Raw genomic sequence first — 17,291 nt, forward strand, 5'->3', positions numbered from 1 at the left:
AATTCGTTGACAGAATTCTCTCCCAAATTGGCAGTGTTGACAGATCATGTCATTCCGAGCGGAGCGAGGAATCTAGGGCCCATGCAACGTGTCGCCCAATAGGCTCAACATCTTAGATTCCTCTCTTCGCTGCGCTCCGTTCGGAATGACATGTATTCAGGCAAGAGCAGAGTTTTACTCCCATGAGTCTTCTATCAAATCTGTCAACGAGTTAACTGACTCTTACAATTCCCGCGAAAGCGGGAATCTATCCGATCTTCTCCGGTCGCACATGCCGTCGAGTGCGGGTCTCCCAGCTTGCGACTCTCGGCTTCTCCTCCGGCTTAGATGACCTACGCAATGAGAGTGCTTTTAACCCGGCACTACATCGAGCTCAGTGAGAATTGTCGGGCCGCCCTCAAGCGTGCGGTGCACCGGGCAGCGCTCGGAGATTTGCAGGAGCCGCTTGGCCTGGGCTTCGTCAATTGCGCCGGAGACGACGATGTAGCGCCGGATGAGGTCGATTTTGGAACTGCCTTCTTGCTCGCACTCCGCGCAGTCGCGGGCGTGTACGCGTTCGTGGCTGAGTTCCACCCGCACTGAACCCAAGTCCCACGCTTTCCTGTCGGCATACAGCCGCAGCGTCATGGCCGTTCAGGTGCCGAGCGCGGCCAGCAGGAGTTCATAGGGATTGGGACCGAGATTCTCGCCCTCCGGCGGCGGCTCGTCCGCGACGAGTGCGTGTGAGTCGGTGACCACGACGTGCTGGAGCCGTTCGTGGCTCTTTACCGTGACTGTCTGCATCTAATTGCCTCCATTCAGCATAGAAGGATCCTCAACGAAACATCTAGATACCTTGCCTGAAAAGGTATGCATCTTGCTCACCAAGCAGCGGGGGACAAGCCCCCGCGCTACTATCTGCATCGGAATCCCTCCGGGTCTCCGAGAAGTGCCCCGCGGCGTATGGTTGCTAGAGTCTGGTATGGAGTCTCGTTGGCTTACATTGCAGCCATGAGTTTTGTGCCAAACTCCGTGGGGTCGCTGCGTTCGATTACAAGGTCCGTCGCGTCGTGAAAGCGCATGAAGTCGCGCATGGCGCGGGCGACGGAGGCCGCCAGCCGGTCGCTCGGCTTCACGCCGGATTCAAGGTGAAGCGCCTTCAGCCGGAGCAGGCCGGTCTTTCGTTCCAGCTTTGGATCAAAGCGGCCGACCAGGCGTCTCTTGTTCAAGATTGGCAGACAGAAGTATCCCCACTTCCGCTCGGGCGCAGGCACATAGCACTCCAACTTCTGATGGAAATTCCACATGGCGCGGTCACGGCCTCTGGCCCAGAAGAGACTATCGAAGGGATTGAGAAACGTCGTCCGGCGGACGCGAAGGGAGCCATCTGCCGCGGCATCCAGCAGCGGCAGGTTTTCGCGATGCACGAGGAGATCGTGCGTTCCACCATCTGCGAGCTGGGCCTGAACAGTGGCGAACGTGCCATCTTCCATCAGCCCTCTCACCAGGGGCCGAGCCTCGCTGGCCTTGAGCTTGAAGTAGTTACCGACTTGCTCCGGCGTGCAGACCCCAAATGCCCGCATGGAAATCTCCAGCAAGTGCTTTAGCGCCTTTTCCTCCGTTGGCTCTTCTCTATTGACCCAGGACGGCAGCACACGATCACGAATGTCGTAAATACGCTGGAAGTTTACGCGGTTGGCGATTGCGAGTTCGCCAATGTTGTAGAGATGTTCCAGTGAGACCTTTGCATCGTCCCAGTTCCACCATGTTCCCGGTGCGCGCTTCTCGGTGCGAAAGTCTGCCGCGCGGGAGCCCCCGCTTTCCCGCACCGCTGCGTAGACATCTTTCACAAATTGCTGTTTCTCAGCATTGGCCAGCCAATTCCGGTACGACTTGTTATCGCCCTCCCGGTAGCTGCGCATGCGCGGCAGCAAATACGGGTAGAGGGTCAAGGGGATGATGCAGGCGGCGTGCGCCCAGTACTCGAACAGTCTCCGATTGTTGGTGGGCGATGCATTGCCGTCGTCAAAGAGGAGTCTATCCAGAAGCGAGGTGTCGTAGCTGCCCAGCCTGCTCCAAAGTGTGACGTAGTGCGCGCGGTTGACGACCTGGAGCGTATCGATCTGCACCCAGCCCACGCGCTCAATCGCCGCGTAGACATCCTCGATGCCGGGTCGTGAGATCGCGCCCAGCGACCTCCCCAGACCTTGGGCATGCAATGCCAACGTCAGAACGGCATACAGTGGATAGGGCGACCGCGCGCTCATGGGCGTGGGGTTGATTCTGCCTGTGGGCGTGCTGTGACACTTGCCGGCAAACCGTTTGTGGAGGTAACAGACTCGCGCCTATAGAGCGAAAGCACGCCGGACTCGTGCGCAAGCGCGGGCGCCTGCCAGCGGCTGCGGCGCTCCGAAAGGATCTGCTCAACTTCCTCCGGCGACCGCCGCTCACCTTTTACGCCCACAATTGCCAACGAGCGCGCGGGCACGTCAATTTCGATAAGGTCGTCCTTTTCCACGAGAGCAAGCGGGCCGCCCAGAGCGGCTTCCGGCATCACATGGCCGATGGCCGGGCCTTTGGCGGCGCCGGAATAGCGGCCGTCGGTGATGATGGCGGTGCTTGCTTCCAGATCGGGACGCGCTGAGATGACGGTAGTACAGAAGTACATTTCCGGCATGCCGGAGGCACGCAACCCCTCGTACCGGATGACCATCACGTCGCCGGGTTTGATCTCGTCGTTTGTGACGCCTTCAATCGCATCCTCTTCGCGGTCGTAGGGCACGGCACGTCCCGTCATCTGGTGCGTGCGCGGGTCGGCGGCGACGTGCTTCATCACCGCTCCCTCCGGCGCCAGGTTGCCGGTAAGCACGGCAATCGTGCCGCCCGATTTGTAGGGCTTCTCAATCGGATAGAGCACTTCTTCCCTGCGGACGCCGTGGTTGTCCAGATATCCTGCGATCTCCTCGAACCAGCCGGACTCTGCCAGGTCGTCCAGATTCTCGCCGATGGACTTACCGGTCACCGTAAGGCAGTCGAGGTGCAGGAATTCCTTGACCTCATTCATCAGGGCCGGCACGCCGCCGCAGTACCAGATGTACTCCACCGGATGGGTGCCGTAGGTCTTCACGTCGGTCAGCACCGGCACTTTTCTGCCAATCTCGTCAAACTGCTGCGGACGGATCTCGATGCCGACCTCCGCGGCGATGGCAGGCAGGTGGATGAGAAGGTTGGTTGAGCCTCCGACGGCGGCGTGGAGCACAAGCGCGTTATGGAACGCCTCCGGCGTCAGAATGTCGCGGGGCCGGATATTTTTTTCCAGCAATGTCATCACCTGCTCGCCGGCGTCGCGGGCCATGCGGGTGAGCTCGCGGAGCGCGGCCGGTATGAGCGCGCTGCCCGGCAATGCGAGGCCCAGCGCCTCGGCGATCACTTGATTGCTGCTGGCAGTGCCCATGAACTGGCACGCGCCGGGCGTGGGACAGGCGTGCTTCTGCTTGGCGATCAGCTCTTCCTCGGTGATCTGCCCTTTGTCGCGCATGATGCCGAGCGGGTACATGAGCTCCGACGACATGTTGCAAGGGCCGTTCGTCTGGGTGCCGCCGGGAATGTGGATGGCCGGGAGGTTCACGCGCGCCATGGCCATCAGGTGGCCGGGCACAGCCTTGTCGGCAGTGGAAATGCACACCATGGCGTCATGGGGATGCGCCAGGGCGTGGATCTCCGTCATGTAGCTGATAATGTCCCGCGAGGGCAGGCTATAGCTCATGCCGGCATGGGCTTGCGCCACGCCGTCGCAGATGTCGGTGCAGTAAAACTCGGCGGGCTTGCCGCCGCGCGTGTAGACGCCGAACTTGGCCTGTTCAACCAGGTCGCCGAGATGCACGCTGGACGGGTGGGAACAGCCGGTCACACTCTCCACCAGCACCTGCGGCTTGCCCAAATCGTCAACTGTCCAGTCCATGCCCATGCGCAGGGCATCGCCTTGGCGGTTGAGGTCTCGTAGCTTTTGGCTTCGCAGCGCCATTCCCCAAACCTCCCTCGATCTCACGTCGTGTTGTCCGCTGCCGTATTGCTCTCTATTGTACAGAAAGGAGGCAAGGTGCACCTTGATCATGAGTTGACAGTGGGCGGGATTGAGATGCAGGCTAAGGTGTACGGCACAGAGACGAGCGGCCTAGCAGGCAAGTCTGCTGGCGGCTGTTCGTTTCACTTCCTTCTTTATCAGCGCTTTACCGCGCGGACAGCTTGTTGACGCTTTGCTTCCCTTGCACAACGAAGTGACAACACTCGTCTAGAGCACTGCCAAGCAACAGGCAGTTCCCCCCGATGAAAGTACGGCACTATGACGGCAGAGGACCTGGTGCGCGCGGCGATCGCGAAAAAGGGCAGGATAACATTTGCGGAGTATATGGAGACCGCGCTCTATGCGCCGGGAGTGGGTTACTACACTGCATCCCCAGGTCACCGTGATGCGAGCGAAGAGCCCGCTGACAGACATTCACACTCCGGTGGGAGTCCTGTGTCTGAGCTTCACGCCGGCCCGCCGCATGACTACTACACGTCCCCGCAGCTTCACGCGGTCTTTGGCGCATATCTTGCCCGTCACGTGGCGCGGGTCTGGCAAGAACTTGGCGAACCCCAGCACTTTGACGTGGTGGAGATGGGAGCGGGACGGGGTATCCTGGCGTGGGACATTCTCAATGGGTTGCGCAATGAGATGCCGCGGTGTTGGGAGAGTACACGCTACCAGTTGGTTGACCGTGGTCCCGGTCCAAACGTCGCACAGCGGGAGGCGCTCGCCGCGGTTGCCGCGCAACCCATTGACATAAGCCATGCCCCTTCGGCGCCAGTATACGGCATCGTGCTATCCAACGAGTTTCTGGACGCCTTGCCGGTACATCGGGTACGAGTTAAGGGCGGTGCGTTGCAGGAACTTTACGTGACAGTGCGCGAAGGTCGGCTCTACGAAGTGCATGACGCTCCGTCCTGCCCGGAACTTGGAGCTTACGTGGAGCGACTGGGTCGGCCGCCGGAAGGTTGGCAGGGCGAGATTTGCCTGGCGGCTTTGGCGCGGTGGCAAACCCTTGCACAGGTCTTGAATCAGGGCACGGTGCTCACTATAGACTATGGCGCTACGTGGCAGGAGCTGTGCAGCGCACGCTGGGTCGATGGCACACTCGCCTGCTACCACCGCCATCGTGTCGGCAAGAACCCCTATGACCGCATCGGCTCCCAGGACATCACCGCCCACGTAAACTTTTCCGCGCTTGTGGAGTATGGTGAGGCATTCGGCCTGGGTACGGTCAGTTTGCAGTCTCAAGCGGAGTACCTCATGGGACTTGGCATTGGCGAGGAGTTGGCCGCGCTGGCGGTCCGGCCTGCCACGGCAGAGACGCAGCGCGCCAAGCGCGCCATCACCGACCTGATCTGGCCCGATGGTTTGGGTGGTTTTCGGGTATTGGTGCAGGAGAAGATTGCGGAACACTAGCCAAAACTTGCTTTTGGATTGAGTCCTTCGTCAGAATCAAGGAGTTCGGACAAAACCTCCAATGACCTTCTGACGTACTTTGTCCGTGTGGCGGCAGGCCAGCCTGCCAGGTGCGTAACTACCATCAGCCCTGATAAACACATGAGGATGACCCATACATGGGAAAACTTGCATTGACCGGTGGAACGCCAATCGTTGACGTGCCGCTCGCTATAGCCTGGCCGGTACACGATGAGCGCGACGAGCGAGCGCTGATGGAAGTCTTGCAGAGCGGGGCATGGACGCGCTCCAAGTCGCAGGGCGCGGAATCGTGGGTGTGGCGATTTGAAGACGCCTTTGCCGCGTTTCAAGACGCGCGGCACGGCGTAGCGGTCGCTACGGGGTCGATAGGTATGGAACTGGCCCTGAAGGCAGTAGGCGTCGAGCCCGGCGATGAGGTCATCATCCCGGCCGCCACGTGGATAACTGTGCCCACGGCGGTAATTGCTGTGGGCGGGGTGCCTGTTTTCGTGGACATTGAACCCGGCACGTACAACATCGATGCCGGCAAGTGCGACGCCGCCGTTACGCCCAAGACACGGGCGGTCATGTGTGTCCACAATGGGGGCATGCCGGCCGATTTGGACGCGTTGCGCTCACTGGCAGACAAACATGGCATTACGCTCGTTGGCGACTGTGCCCATGCCCACGGCAGCCAGTGGCGAGGCCGCGGCGTGGGCGCGATCGAGGACGCTGGGGCTTTCAGCTTTCAGGGTAGTAAGGTGTTGCCTTTAGGTGAAGGCGGCATGGTGCTAACCGACCGGGACGATCTCCGCGCGCGGCTGTACGGTTTTCACCACGTGAACGGCATTGTGGGACGCCCGAAACCGGCGCAATCGTTGCCAGCCACCAATTTGCGCATGTCGGAATGGATCGGAGCGCTGGGGCTTGTCAGCCTGGAGCGTCTGCCAAAGCAGATTGCGACCCGAGAAGAAAACGTCCGCTATCTGATACGGGGATTGGCTGAGGTCCCTGGTGTGGATAGTTTGGTGTGGGACCCTCGAGTGACGCGGTGGAGCTTCTATATCTGGCATTGGCGTTTCTTGGGCGCGGAATTCGAGGATATTCAACGCGACACCTTTCTGGCCGCGCTGAAGGCTGAAGGTGTTCCAACGAGCACGGGCCAGACTGCGCCGCTTTACAAGAACCCGGCGCTTACCGAAATGAACTGCGGACGAACCAACTTCCCATTCAATGCGCAGGTGTATGGGCGAAAGATGGACTATGCCGGCGTCACGTGTCCGGAAACGGAGCGCATTGCTGAAACTGAAGCGCTCGCTTTCTCGCACACGCTCTTCTTGGGTTCGCGGCAACGGATGGATGAAATCCTTGACGCCGTGCGCAAGATTCGGGAGAATGTCGCTGAACTGCACGCCTGGGAGCGTGCCCACGGCAGCAGTTCCCCCGCGTGACAGCGCGTAGGGTCTTGTTGTAGAGTGTACGACTTGGGTGGAGAGGCAGGATGGGCGGCGGTCGGTTCCCCGGTCCTCGTGTGGAAAGTTCCTTTTCTCTTGCCGTAGCGCATAGTGTAATATAGGCGTGCTCGTAGCAAATCATATAGGTGAAAACATTGGCAAAACGGAAACTCATCGTCGTTGAGTCGCCGACTAAGGCGCGCACAATCAAGAAGTTCCTCGGCCGCAACTATGCGGTCGAGTCGTCAATGGGACACGTCCGGGACCTTCCCAAGAGCAAACTTGGCGTAGAAGTCGACAACGACTTTGCGCCCTCCTACGTGGTGCCCCGTGACAAGAGCGCTACGGTCAAGAAGCTTACGGAGCAGGCAAAGAAAGCAAGTGAAATCTTGCTCGCCACCGACCCGGACCGGGAAGGGGAGGCGATAGCGTGGCACCTGCTCGAAGCGCTCAAGCGCAAGACGAAGAACCAGGACCTAAGCGCCAAGCGCGTGGTTTTCCACGAGATAACCAAGAGTGCCGTGCAGCACGCTCTGGAGGAACCGCGCGAAATCAATGCGGACCTTGTGGACGCACAGCAAGCGCGGCGGGTGCTGGATCGATTGGTCGGTTACAAGATGAGCCCGTTTCTCTGGCGCAAAGTCCAACGGGGTTTATCGGCGGGGAGGGTGCAATCGGTTGCGCTCCGCCTCATCGTGGACCGCGAGCGGGAGATCGAGGCGTTCGATCCCCAAGAGTACTGGTCGATTCACGCCACGCTCGCGAAGAGACCCGGCAAGCCCGCGCTGACTTCGTCAAAGACGCAGGATGAGTTCGACGCCGAGCTCGTGCAAGTACACGGCAAGAAGCCCGACATTAGCGATGCGGATACGGCACAGGGCATCCTCGCGGAATTGGACAGCGCTGATTGGACCGTGCAGAAGATATCTGTACGAGAGCGGCGGCGGCGGCCGAGCGCTCCGTACACGACGAGCACCTTGCAGCAAGATGCCTCCGGCCGCTTGGGCTATGGCGCCGCGCGCACTATGCGTCTCGCCCAGCAATTGTATGAGGGCATTGAGATTGGCGGGGGAGGCCAAGTGGGCCTCATCACCTACATGCGTACGGACTCCGTGCAGGTGAGCGGCGAAGCGATTGCACAGGTGCGGCAGTTCATCGATCAGACATACGGCGCGGATGAAGTACCCGAAGAACCAAATCGCTATACATCGCGGGTTAAGAATGCCCAGGAAGCCCACGAAGCAATCCGCCCCACCAGCGCGATGCGGACGCCGGACCAAATGCGAGAGTTTCTGGACGCCAACCAGCTCAAGCTCTATACGCTCATCTGGCAGCGGTTCGTTGCCAGCCAGATGCGCCCGGCCTTGTTGCAGACTACATCGGTAGACATCGTGCCGCAGCGGGATGGCTCAAGCCTGGCGTATCGCTTCCGCGCGTCCGCTACCAAAGTGAAGTTTCCCGGTTTCTATCGGATCTACCGAGCGGACGAGGAGGCAGATGACGAGAAGAAGTCGCTGCCCCCATTGGGAGAAGGCGAGGAAGTAGACCTGCGCAAGGTTTGGCCGGATCAGCACTTCACCCAGCCGCCCGCACGCTTTACCGAGGCAAGCCTCATCCGGGCACTGGAAGAGGAGGGCATCGGCCGGCCGAGCACGTACGCGCCTATCCTATCGGTAATTCAGGAGCGCACCTACGTTGAGCGAGAACGACGCAGCCTTAAGCCCACAGAACTGGGAATGGTGGTGCGAGACATTTTGGTCAAGCACTTCCCCGACATCATCAAACCTGAGTTTACGGCGGGGATGGAAGAAGACCTGGATGCCATATCCCGTGGAGAGAAGCAGTGGACACCGGTCCTCAAGGAATTCTACGGTGGCTTCGATGCCGCGTTAGAGAAGGCCGACCAGGAGGCGGAGCGCGTCAGACCCCCCGTGGAAGAAACCGGCGAGAGTTGTGAAGAGTGCGGCAAGCCTCTTCTCCTTCGCAATGGGCGGTTCGGCAAGTTCATTGGGTGCAGCGGCTTTCCGCAGTGCAAGAACACGAAACCCTACATGGATACCATTGGCGTGGATTGCCCGAAGTGCGGTGAAGGGGACGTGGTGCGCAAACTCAACAAGCGGCGGAGCGTCTTCTATAGCTGCTCCCGGTATCCAGACTGCGACTTTGCAAGTTCGCGTCCTCCTACCCCTCAAACCGGTGCTGTAGAGGACAAGGCCGTCAAGGAACCAGCGGAAGTTGCCGGTGGCTAGCCCCCTGATCCACAGGGCGTTGAGGTTCGCCAGGGGATCCCGCGCTAGAGGGCTGGGTCTCCAACCGGTGTGCTCTGGCAGATGCCCCGCAGAGTAGGCGAAATTGCCGATCTCGACTGGGTCCTATGCCGCAGTGGAGGAAACCCCTGCCCCCTTCGTTCGAGCTAGCCGAGGACTGCTCCACTTGGAGTCAGTCACCAAGTCCTAGGAAACCGGGATGGAGATTGTCATCTCCGTGAATTCACCGGGTTCGGACGTGGGCGCAATGGAGCCGCCGTGCTGTCGCACGATGTCATTCGAGAGACTGAGGCCTAGGCCGGTGCCCTTGTCGGCCGGCTTTGTCGTGAAGAACGGGTTGAACACCTTTTCCATGACGTCCGCCGGAATACCGGTGCCGTTGTCTCGAATGCGGATTTCGACTGCGTCTGCTACTTTCTTTGTCCGAATCCAAAGAGTCGGCGTGTAAGATTCACCTTGGGCTTCGCGCAGTCGTCGCTTTTCGTCCGTTGCATAACACGCGTTTCCGACCATATTCAGGAAAACGCGCCCCAGGTTTTCTGAGATTACGGGCACTCGACCTGCATCTTGGTCGAGCTCTTCTTCGATGTCTAAGCGGAAATCCGGCTCCAGGGCGCAAGCACTGTGGAAGGCAAGCATTGTATGTTCTTTGAGCAAGTCATTAATGTCCACGAGCTGCATCGCGCCGCCGCCGCGGCCGAGCATCAGCATGTCGCGCACAATGCGGTTCGCGCGATCGCCATGGGAACGAATGCGTTCCAAGTTTTCGGCTAAGCTCTGACAAATGTCATCGATGAGCTGCCGGTTAGCTTGATCCAGCTCTGCGGCGTTATGATCGAGCGTCACTTTTAGCTCGGCAAGCAGTTCATCCGACGCTTCTGAAAAGTTCTTCATGAAATTAAGCGGATTCCTGATCTCGTGCGCGACTCCGGCAGTTAGCTCGCCAAGCTCAGCGAGCTTTTCGCGAAGGATTATTTGCTCCTGCGTCTGCTGAAGCTCAGTCAAGACGCGCTCCAGTTCCTGGTTCTTGCGTTCCAGGTCTTCCGAGAGCTCTTTTACAAGATCCAGTTGCATGGCTTTGATGGAACGTTGCCTGAGCTCCTCGAGGGCCCGCGCCGATTCAGCGAGTTCGTCGTTGCCTTCTATCTCAACTTTGTACTCCAGGTCGCCTGCTCCCATGCGGCGAATCCAGACCTCCAAAGCTACGGTGCGCACGCCGGCAGTGACAAACGTGAACATGATAAATGCCAAGACGAGCGCGATTACGATGCCTACGGCCAGCGCCTGCAGTAACCCCGTGGATAGCTGCTGCAAAGTCTCGATTGGCACGGCAATCGCGGGAGCGGCGGCCCCTTCCGTACGGGCGAGCGCGGCAGGATCAGCTTGCAGCAACTCCCGGATACTCGTAAAGGCAAAATAGATGGCAATGCTGCCCCAAACGGCCAGCAGAATTAACAGGAATACAAGCAGAATCAGCTGATTGAATCTACGGCGCAAACTGAAGACGGGTAGAGTGAATTCTTCCTTGTTATTCACAGGACGCGCTTACCTCGTTACGCATGTCGAGTAGAGGTCTGCCGTTTATGAGTATAATCTCCCCGGCGTGCACTTCCAATTGAGGCTGACAAAACCGCCTGCGATTGACGTGAGGGGAAACAAGCAATCCTCTGCGAAAGTCCACGGCGAGCGGGTTTACAGAGGAAGCAGAGGCAGGTGCAGGATCCTGGGGGAGTTGGAAACTAGCTCAAGGCAGAGTCACCTCGAGTACCGGCGGCAGTTCAGGAATATCCCTTGATCCAGAACCGTTCGTGCTGAGGCGGCTTCGACAAGGACTTGTCGAAGTACGAACGGTTCTTGCCGGCATCGCTAACACCTTCTAAGATCGGCACGTCCCGGCGCACACCGCTTTCGCATTCAGTCGAAAAGAACCGAGTGGTTGGACAACTTTGCGGTGATGGATAGGCGCGCCGGTAGAAGGGCAAAAACTCCGGTAGATGGGTAGGAACTTCCGTAGAAGACTATGAACTCCCGTAGATGGAAAGGAGCTCCGGTAGCACAGGTTACAAACCTGTGCCCTGCCTCTCGGTTTGGTGTGCTCGACCCGTGCTACGACAAGATGGCGCAGGGTCTGCCCCGTGCGTGATACGGGGTTGCAAACGAGTCCTGAGCACTGCGGCAGGCCTGTGCTGAGCACTTCGACAGGCTCAGCACAGACCCTGTCGAAGCGACTAAGCTACACAGCAATTCAGTCGTGTCGGACCACTTGCGACAGAAATTGGAAAAAGCCAAAGCCTGTCGAGCGGTGCGGCCCACTGGAAGCTGAGCTCTTTGGTGTTGGGTGAGGTCCGGCCCGGGGACACGTCCGGTCAATCCTTGGCCGTTGGACGCAGCCGGCCGGTCGCATTGCCCAGTACGTTCACTCCCAGCTAAGGTCGATCTCGTGAGCGGTCTCGATGAAGCGCCGCACCAGATCTACCGTGGCGGCTACGTCTTGTTTGTTCACCATCTCATTGACCGTGTGGACGTAGCGGGTGGGCGTAGAGATCGTGATCGCGGGCACACCGTCCCGCGTCCGCTGAATGGCGCCGCCGTCGGTCCCGCCGCGCGGCAGAATCTCCATCTGGTGGGGGATATCCTCTTCACTGCAGATCTTGCGGCAGTGTTCCACCAAGCGCGGATCGCAAATCAGCGACGAGTCCATGATTTTGATGGCGGTGCCGTCGCCGAGTTTCGATACGCGGTCCGTTTCGGTGCTTCCGGGAATGTCTACTGCCAACGTCGAGTCGAGCGCTAGTCCGATATCGGGTTCCACGCCAAAGGCCGCGACCGTCGCACCGCGTAATCCGACCTCTTCTTGCGAAGATGCGACGGCGTATACCTCAGCCGCATGCTCGCCCAAACCGCGGATTGCCTCGATCATGACGTAAACGCTGACTCTGTCGTCCATCGCAGGGGACACCATTACGTCGCCAAGATCGTTGCACGTGCGGTCGAATGTGATGGGCGTGCCGAGAGGGACAAGTTCTTTCGCTCGCTCGCCCGATAGGCCAACGTCAACGAACAGGTCGTCGAGCTGCAACGCCTTGCCCCGTTCGGATTCGTCCAGGAGATGCGTTGGCTTGGTCGCGGGCATAAGCACGCCGGGCAAGTCTTCCTTGCCGTGCACGCGTACCCGTTGGGCTACCAGGGTACGGGGGTCAAAGCCGCCTACGGGCTGCAGCCGAATGAAGCCGTTGTCGTCTACATGCCGCGCCATGAACCCGATCTGGTCCATATGTGCGGCGATCATGACTTTGGGGCCGCCCTGTCCCTGGCGATAGGCGATCAAATTGCCCAAGGCGTCAACTTTGACTGTGGTCGCCAGTGGCTCCAGTTCAGCGCGGATGACACTGCGAATTGGCTCTTCTCGGCTGGGAATGCCCGGGGTCTCGCATAGCCGCTGCAAAAGCTCCATCGTGTTGCGCTCCTTGCAATAAAGTCTTGGGATGAGTCAGTTGACAGTCGATTTCATTCTGTAGTGTAACCGTGTTCTCGGACAACTGCCAGGCATCCTAGGCTGTCGTCAGCAGCACCGTCATGCGAAATCCGCTCCGCGCGAACAATTTCACCATGAACCGAATGCAGTTTGGGTGTAAGTTTTGCAGCCGCGCGAGCGATTGCCCAGTGTGGGTGTGAGAGTAAAGGAGAGTCAATACCGCAGGCAACAGCGCGGTTCGCGGAGCGTGAGACCTATTCGGTATGATAGTGAGGTAAATCTTCGCACGAGACGAGTGACATCATCATCGACCCCGCAAATGCCTCCCCGGTTGAACCGAACGACGTAGCAGAAGGCACAGCTTCCACTTTCTGGCGGCGGTTGTTGAGTCCACGGACTCTCTTCTCCTTCTTCATTGCCGTGGCGCTCTTGTTCGCGCTATGGCGAGTGGTTGGCCTGGATTGGCGTGGGGTCTGGTCGGAAATACGGCAAGTAGACGTGCGGCTTTATGTGGTCGCGCTGCTGGTGTATTACACCACGCTCGTGCCCCGGGCGCTGCGTTGGCGGCGCATGCTGCACAATCTGGGCCATCGGTTTCCACTGCGCTTGCTGGGTGAAGTGATCTTCCTCTCCTGGTTCATCAACCACCTCATTCCCGCCAAGATGGGGGACTTGTATCGCGGGCTAGTCTTGCGCCGCAGGGAGAAGATCTCCTTTTCTCTCGCCACCGGCAGTGTGATTGCGGAGCGTGTCGTTGACATTCTTGCGCTTCTTGTAATCGCAATTGGCACCGCACTCGTCTTTGTGCGTGGCGAATTGCTCACCGAGATGCGGGGAGTGCTGCTGGCTGCAAGCATCTTGATTGTGATTATGGCGGGTGGCTTGTTTGTCTTTTGGCGCCTGGACAGTACGATGTTGGAGCGTTTCCCTCTCAGTTTGGGACAACGATTTGAGCGGCTCCAGCGCGGTGTTTTTAAGTCTGTCCAGCCATTGTGGCTCGTCGCCCTGTTGACAGGATTGGCGTGGGCTGCGGAAGCAGGGCGCTTCCTGCTGGTGGCAAACGCATTGGGTGTGTCCCTGACATTGCCGCAATTGCTCTTTGTCTTTGCGGCCGGTGCGTTGTTGCTTGCGGCTCCCACACCCGGCGGCCTCGGCGCAGTGGAAGGGGGAATGGTGGGGGTCATGCTGCTGCTCGACGTACCGGTTGACCTGGCGGCGGCGGTGGCATTCCTTGACCGGCTCATCAGTTACTGGCTGGTGCTCATTCCGGGTGCAGGCTACTATTTTACCCACGCCCGTCTGAGACTCTAGCCCCGGTTGCAATGAGTGCGCGTTCAAGATATGCACAGCCGGATTGAGGCACGGACAAGTGTACCGTGATTACGCATGACATGACGCTTGGACGTACTTAAGTATCTAGGATTCTGAAATCGGGTGGAAATTAGTAGCGTGGCTCTCTGTTGGCTATGAAGGTAGGCATCGACTTTACGTCAGCGGCGCAACCGGCCGGCATTGGTCGATATACGCGCTCGCTTGTCGGGGCGCTCGCCGCTCAAAACCCCTCCGATCGTTTCTCGCTCTTGACACCTAGGCAATCCTCACAAGCGCTCCAACCGCTTCTCAGCCTACCTAACGTAACGCGCAGAGAACTACCCGTATCAGAGCGCATATTGGCACGTATCTGGCATAGGTTGCGGCTACCACTTTTTGCCGATCTTCTCGTCGGAGGGGCGGATGTCTTCTACGCGCCGGACTTTACCCTGCCACCCCTGTGGCACGCTCCGGGCGTCATCACCGTACACGATCTTTCGTACCGCCTTTTTCCAGATTCATATCCGGATTCCTTGCGCACGTACTTGGAAACCGTTGTGCCGCACAGCGTAGCGAGGGCAGAGCTGGTCTTAGTTGATTCAGCGGCGACGCAGCAGGACCTGTTCGCGGCATATCAGGTTGATCCGGCGAAAGTCAGCGTGCTTTACTGTGGCGTCGCCCCGGTCTTTCGTCCTCAAGATTCGCAGGCTGCGCGTCAGGCCGTACGCCAACGCTACGGCATTGAGCATCCGTACTTCCTTTCGGTGGGGACGATTCAACCACGCAAGAACATTGCGCGCACGATAGCGGCTATGCAAGGAGTCGTCGAGTCCGGTCTTCCGCATCATCTGGTGCACGTGGGACGTCCGGGGTGGCTCCATGAGGAAATCCTCGATGCGCCGCGTGAACACCGCGTCTCCGACCGCGTGCACTTCCTGACCGGAGTAGATTCTGACGACGACCTCGCGACGCTGTATTGCGGGGCGAGTGCGTTCGTCTTTCCGAGCCTGTACGAGGGCTTCGGCATACCGGTGCTCGAGGCCATGGCCTGCGGGACGCCGGTGATAACCGGTAACATTTCATCCCTGCCGGAGGTTGCAGGCGATGCGGCAATCCTCGTAGAGCCATCGGACGTGAATGCAATTGGCGAGGCGCTGGTGCGCCTCGCTTCATGCGAGAGCACACGGGAGCAGCTTATCGCTGGTGGAAAGAAGCGCGCCGCTCGCTTCACTTGGAAGCGAGCGGCGGAAGAGCTGCGCACACACTTGGCGAGTGTTGCCAAGAGCTAGTTCTTGGCAAGAAACCGGAAGACTCTTGAGCCTAATCGTGGTCAATGTAAAGGGAAGAGGATAATACAATGAAACTTGAGGTGGAAGGTAAAGAGGAGTACGTGAATCTGCTATAATGTGGCAGTGTGAATGCTATTTCGCGATCACCCCATGCACAGCGCGCGTGAAGTTCCTGTGACCACATCGTCTGCATTCGCAGAATCCCACCACGGCGAAAGACCCAGCCTGAATAGCGCTTGTGCAAGAGTCATACCTACCAATTAGTGCATCTAGAGGGAAGAGATTGAGCACAATGGGTAGCGGTGAACTACGACGGTGGCAGGTTCGATTGCTGCTCGTAATTTGGTGTCTCACACTCCTTCCTGCACCTCTCATCGCGAGTACGGAGGCGAGTCGCTCCGCTGCCAATGACCCCGTCGTGCAGGGCGCTATGCACCGCTACTTTGAGCAGATGGGGGGCCAAGCCGTGCTCGGTGCCCCGCTGACGAATGAGCAGCAAGAAGACGGCCTAGTCGTTCAGTATTTCGAAAACGCTCGGTTGGAGTGGTGGTCGGGGCGCGACCAGGTGCGTCTCAGTCCCATCGGCCGCTTGCTCTATCCGCACTGGCGTTTCTTTGCCAGGGAGGAAGCGGTAGAGCAGACGTCGGCGCAGCGTCACTTTCCGGAGACCGGGCACACGGTGCGCTTTGCGTTTCTTCAGTTCTTCCAAGCGCACGGCGGAGTCAAGACGTTTGGACTGCCAATCTCCGGTATGTTGCCTGCAGACGACGACTGGCGTCATCCGGTTCAATACTTCGAGCGGGCGGTCTTTCGCTACGATCCCGCGAAAGCCGGTACTCCCGAGGAAGTTAAGCTTGCCCCGCTTGGACGCGAGTTTCTCGCCCTACGCGATCCATCTCGGCAAACGCCCATTCAAAACGACCAAACCGGCCGATCCGATGGGCCAAAGCTTTTTGCACAGGTGGGGCTCTTCTATGACCCGAACATCAATCGCGTACTCGCATTAGCAAAGGCCGCCGGGTTTACCGGCATTAAGCAGCAGGTACCATGGAAGGCAATTGAGATCGCTCCCGGGGGGTACACCTGGGGCCAGGTGGACCGCATCGTCGAGGCGGCAAATCGGCACGGGTTGGACGTATTGCTAAGCGTGTACGCGGCGCCTGCGTGGTTGCGCCGGGTGCAGGCCCGCGGCAGCCGAGTTGACGTGCCGGAGACCGACCGCACAGAGTCACTCCAAGAGTGGTGGGACCGATTCAAGGAATTCCACGAGGGTCCGCCAGCGAACTTCGCAGACTACGGGCACTTCATGGAGCTGATAGCCAGTCGCTATGGTGACAAAGTGCAAGCCTATGAACTGTGGAATGAACCGAACCTGGCCGCCAACTGGGATGCCAGTGTGTCACCGGAAGAGTTTGTGGAGCTAATCGCTGTGGGCTACCGGGGCGTAAAGCGTGGAAACCCAAGTGCCACGGTAATTGCCGGCGGCCTGGCGCCCACTGGCGTGAACCTCGAGGGAGTCGCTATGGATGACGTGCGCTACCTCGAAGCCATGTACCAGTATCGCGATGGGATGATTCGCGATTACTTCGATGTACTTGGCGTGCACTCTTATGGCTACAATAATGCCCCTAACGATACTCCGGAAAATTACACGACCTCGAGCACCACGTACAAGGACCACTGGTCATTCTTCTTCCGCCGCTTTGAACAACACTGGGACGTGCTGCAGAGGTATGATGACACGAGCAAGCGGATTTGGATGACTGAGATGGGATGGACCACGTACAACTACCACCCTGACTTTGCTTTTGGGGCCGATGTCTCAGAAGAGGATCAGGCACGGTATCTTGTTGAGGCATATCAGCTGGTCAAGGAACGGTTTTGGTACGTAGAGGGATTGGTGGTCTTTAATTTGAACTTTGCCAATCACGTCGTGCCGAGAGACAGTGCGTATTCATTCTCCATCTTGGATAAGAACCTACAACCGCGCCCAGCGTACCTGGCGCTGCGTGCACTAGAGAAATAGCC

At 58.9% G+C, this 17,291-nt stretch carries 12 protein-coding genes; 6 read left to right on the top strand and 6 right to left on the bottom strand.

Features of this window, described 5'->3' with window-relative positions; translation table 11 throughout:
- Positions 1–351: 351 nt before the first annotated feature.
- From OXE05_09685 to OXE05_09700, 4 genes are all read right to left on the bottom strand, one after another.
- On the bottom strand, positions 352–627 hold the full coding sequence (locus tag OXE05_09685; protein MCY4437587.1) for an OsmC family protein: 276 nt from the start codon (positions 625–627) through the stop codon (positions 352–354).
- A 6-nt stretch (positions 628–633) separates the two neighbouring features.
- A complete protein-coding gene (locus tag OXE05_09690) occupies positions 634–783 on the bottom strand; it encodes a hypothetical protein (GenBank protein MCY4437588.1) in 150 nt (49 codons plus the stop codon).
- 194 nt (positions 784–977) lie between these two features.
- Positions 978–2,246 (bottom strand): winged helix DNA-binding domain-containing protein, encoded by a 1,269-nt coding sequence (locus OXE05_09695; protein ID MCY4437589.1) that lies wholly within the window; start codon positions 2,244–2,246, stop codon positions 978–980.
- Complete coding sequence (locus OXE05_09700; protein ID MCY4437590.1) at positions 2,243–4,003, bottom strand: dihydroxy-acid dehydratase; 1,761 nt, start codon at positions 4,001–4,003, stop codon at positions 2,243–2,245. Before OXE05_09700 ends, OXE05_09695 begins: the two co-directional genes overlap by 4 nt.
- A gap of 318 nt (positions 4,004–4,321) precedes the next feature.
- Here OXE05_09700 and OXE05_09705 point away from each other — a divergent pair, with 318 nt between their 5' ends.
- The 3 genes from OXE05_09705 to topA all read left to right on the top strand — a co-directional run bounded on the left by OXE05_09705 (position 4,322) and on the right by topA (position 9,170).
- The gene (locus OXE05_09705) at positions 4,322–5,467 is read left to right on the top strand and encodes an SAM-dependent methyltransferase (protein ID MCY4437591.1); all 1,146 of its coding nucleotides are present in this window, start codon (positions 4,322–4,324) and stop codon (positions 5,465–5,467) included.
- 158 nt (positions 5,468–5,625) lie between these two features.
- Positions 5,626–6,918 (top strand): DegT/DnrJ/EryC1/StrS family aminotransferase, encoded by a 1,293-nt coding sequence (locus tag OXE05_09710; protein ID MCY4437592.1) that lies wholly within the window; start codon positions 5,626–5,628, stop codon positions 6,916–6,918.
- A 158-nt stretch (positions 6,919–7,076) separates the two neighbouring features.
- Entirely contained in the window at positions 7,077–9,170 is a 2,094-nt protein-coding gene (topA, locus tag OXE05_09715) for a type I DNA topoisomerase (GenBank protein MCY4437593.1), read from the top strand.
- A 204-nt stretch (positions 9,171–9,374) separates the two neighbouring features.
- On the opposite strand, the gene OXE05_09720 is transcribed toward topA, so the two are convergent.
- Both OXE05_09720 and OXE05_09725 read right to left on the bottom strand, forming a co-directional pair.
- The gene (locus OXE05_09720) at positions 9,375–10,724 is read right to left on the bottom strand and encodes an ATP-binding protein (protein ID MCY4437594.1); all 1,350 of its coding nucleotides are present in this window, start codon (positions 10,722–10,724) and stop codon (positions 9,375–9,377) included.
- A gap of 880 nt (positions 10,725–11,604) precedes the next feature.
- Positions 11,605–12,642 (bottom strand): M42 family metallopeptidase, encoded by a 1,038-nt coding sequence (locus OXE05_09725; GenBank protein MCY4437595.1) that lies wholly within the window; start codon positions 12,640–12,642, stop codon positions 11,605–11,607.
- 405 nt (positions 12,643–13,047) lie between these two features.
- Here OXE05_09725 and OXE05_09730 point away from each other — a divergent pair, with 405 nt between their 5' ends.
- The 3 genes from OXE05_09730 (at position 13,048) to OXE05_09740 (ending at position 17,289) form a co-directional block, all read left to right on the top strand.
- A complete protein-coding gene (locus tag OXE05_09730; protein ID MCY4437596.1) occupies positions 13,048–13,974 on the top strand; it encodes a lysylphosphatidylglycerol synthase transmembrane domain-containing protein in 927 nt (308 codons plus the stop codon).
- A 155-nt stretch (positions 13,975–14,129) separates the two neighbouring features.
- Complete coding sequence (locus OXE05_09735; GenBank protein ID MCY4437597.1) at positions 14,130–15,263, top strand: glycosyltransferase family 1 protein; 1,134 nt, start codon at positions 14,130–14,132, stop codon at positions 15,261–15,263.
- A 292-nt stretch (positions 15,264–15,555) separates the two neighbouring features.
- On the top strand, positions 15,556–17,289 hold the full coding sequence (locus OXE05_09740; GenBank protein MCY4437598.1) for a cellulase family glycosylhydrolase: 1,734 nt from the start codon (positions 15,556–15,558) through the stop codon (positions 17,287–17,289).
- Positions 17,290–17,291 lie beyond the last annotated feature (2 nt).

Source organism: Chloroflexota bacterium (assembly GCA_026710945.1).
GTDB lineage: Bacteria > Chloroflexota > UBA11872 > VXOZ01 > VXOZ01 > VXOZ01.

What these genes read in the sequence shown, in the direction of transcription:
- OXE05_09735 (MCY4437597.1), top strand. Translation starts at nt 14,130, where the DNA reads ATGAAGGTAGGCATCGACTTTACGTCAGCGGCGCAACCGGCCGGCATT.
- OXE05_09710 (MCY4437592.1), top strand. Translation starts at nt 5,626, where the DNA reads ATGGGAAAACTTGCATTGACCGGTGGAACGCCAATCGTTGACGTGCCG.
- OXE05_09700 (MCY4437590.1), bottom strand. Translation starts at nt 4,003, where the DNA reads ATGGCGCTGCGAAGCCAAAAGCTACGAGACCTCAACCGCCAAGGCGAT.
- OXE05_09685 (MCY4437587.1), bottom strand. Translation starts at nt 627, where the DNA reads ATGACGCTGCGGCTGTATGCCGACAGGAAAGCGTGGGACTTGGGTTCA.
- OXE05_09740 (MCY4437598.1), top strand. Translation starts at nt 15,556, where the DNA reads ATGGGTAGCGGTGAACTACGACGGTGGCAGGTTCGATTGCTGCTCGTA.
- OXE05_09690 (MCY4437588.1), bottom strand. Translation starts at nt 783, where the DNA reads ATGCAGACAGTCACGGTAAAGAGCCACGAACGGCTCCAGCACGTCGTG.
- OXE05_09705 (MCY4437591.1), top strand. Translation starts at nt 4,322, where the DNA reads ATGACGGCAGAGGACCTGGTGCGCGCGGCGATCGCGAAAAAGGGCAGG.
- OXE05_09725 (MCY4437595.1), bottom strand. Translation starts at nt 12,642, where the DNA reads ATGGAGCTTTTGCAGCGGCTATGCGAGACCCCGGGCATTCCCAGCCGA.
- OXE05_09695 (MCY4437589.1), bottom strand. Translation starts at nt 2,246, where the DNA reads ATGAGCGCGCGGTCGCCCTATCCACTGTATGCCGTTCTGACGTTGGCA.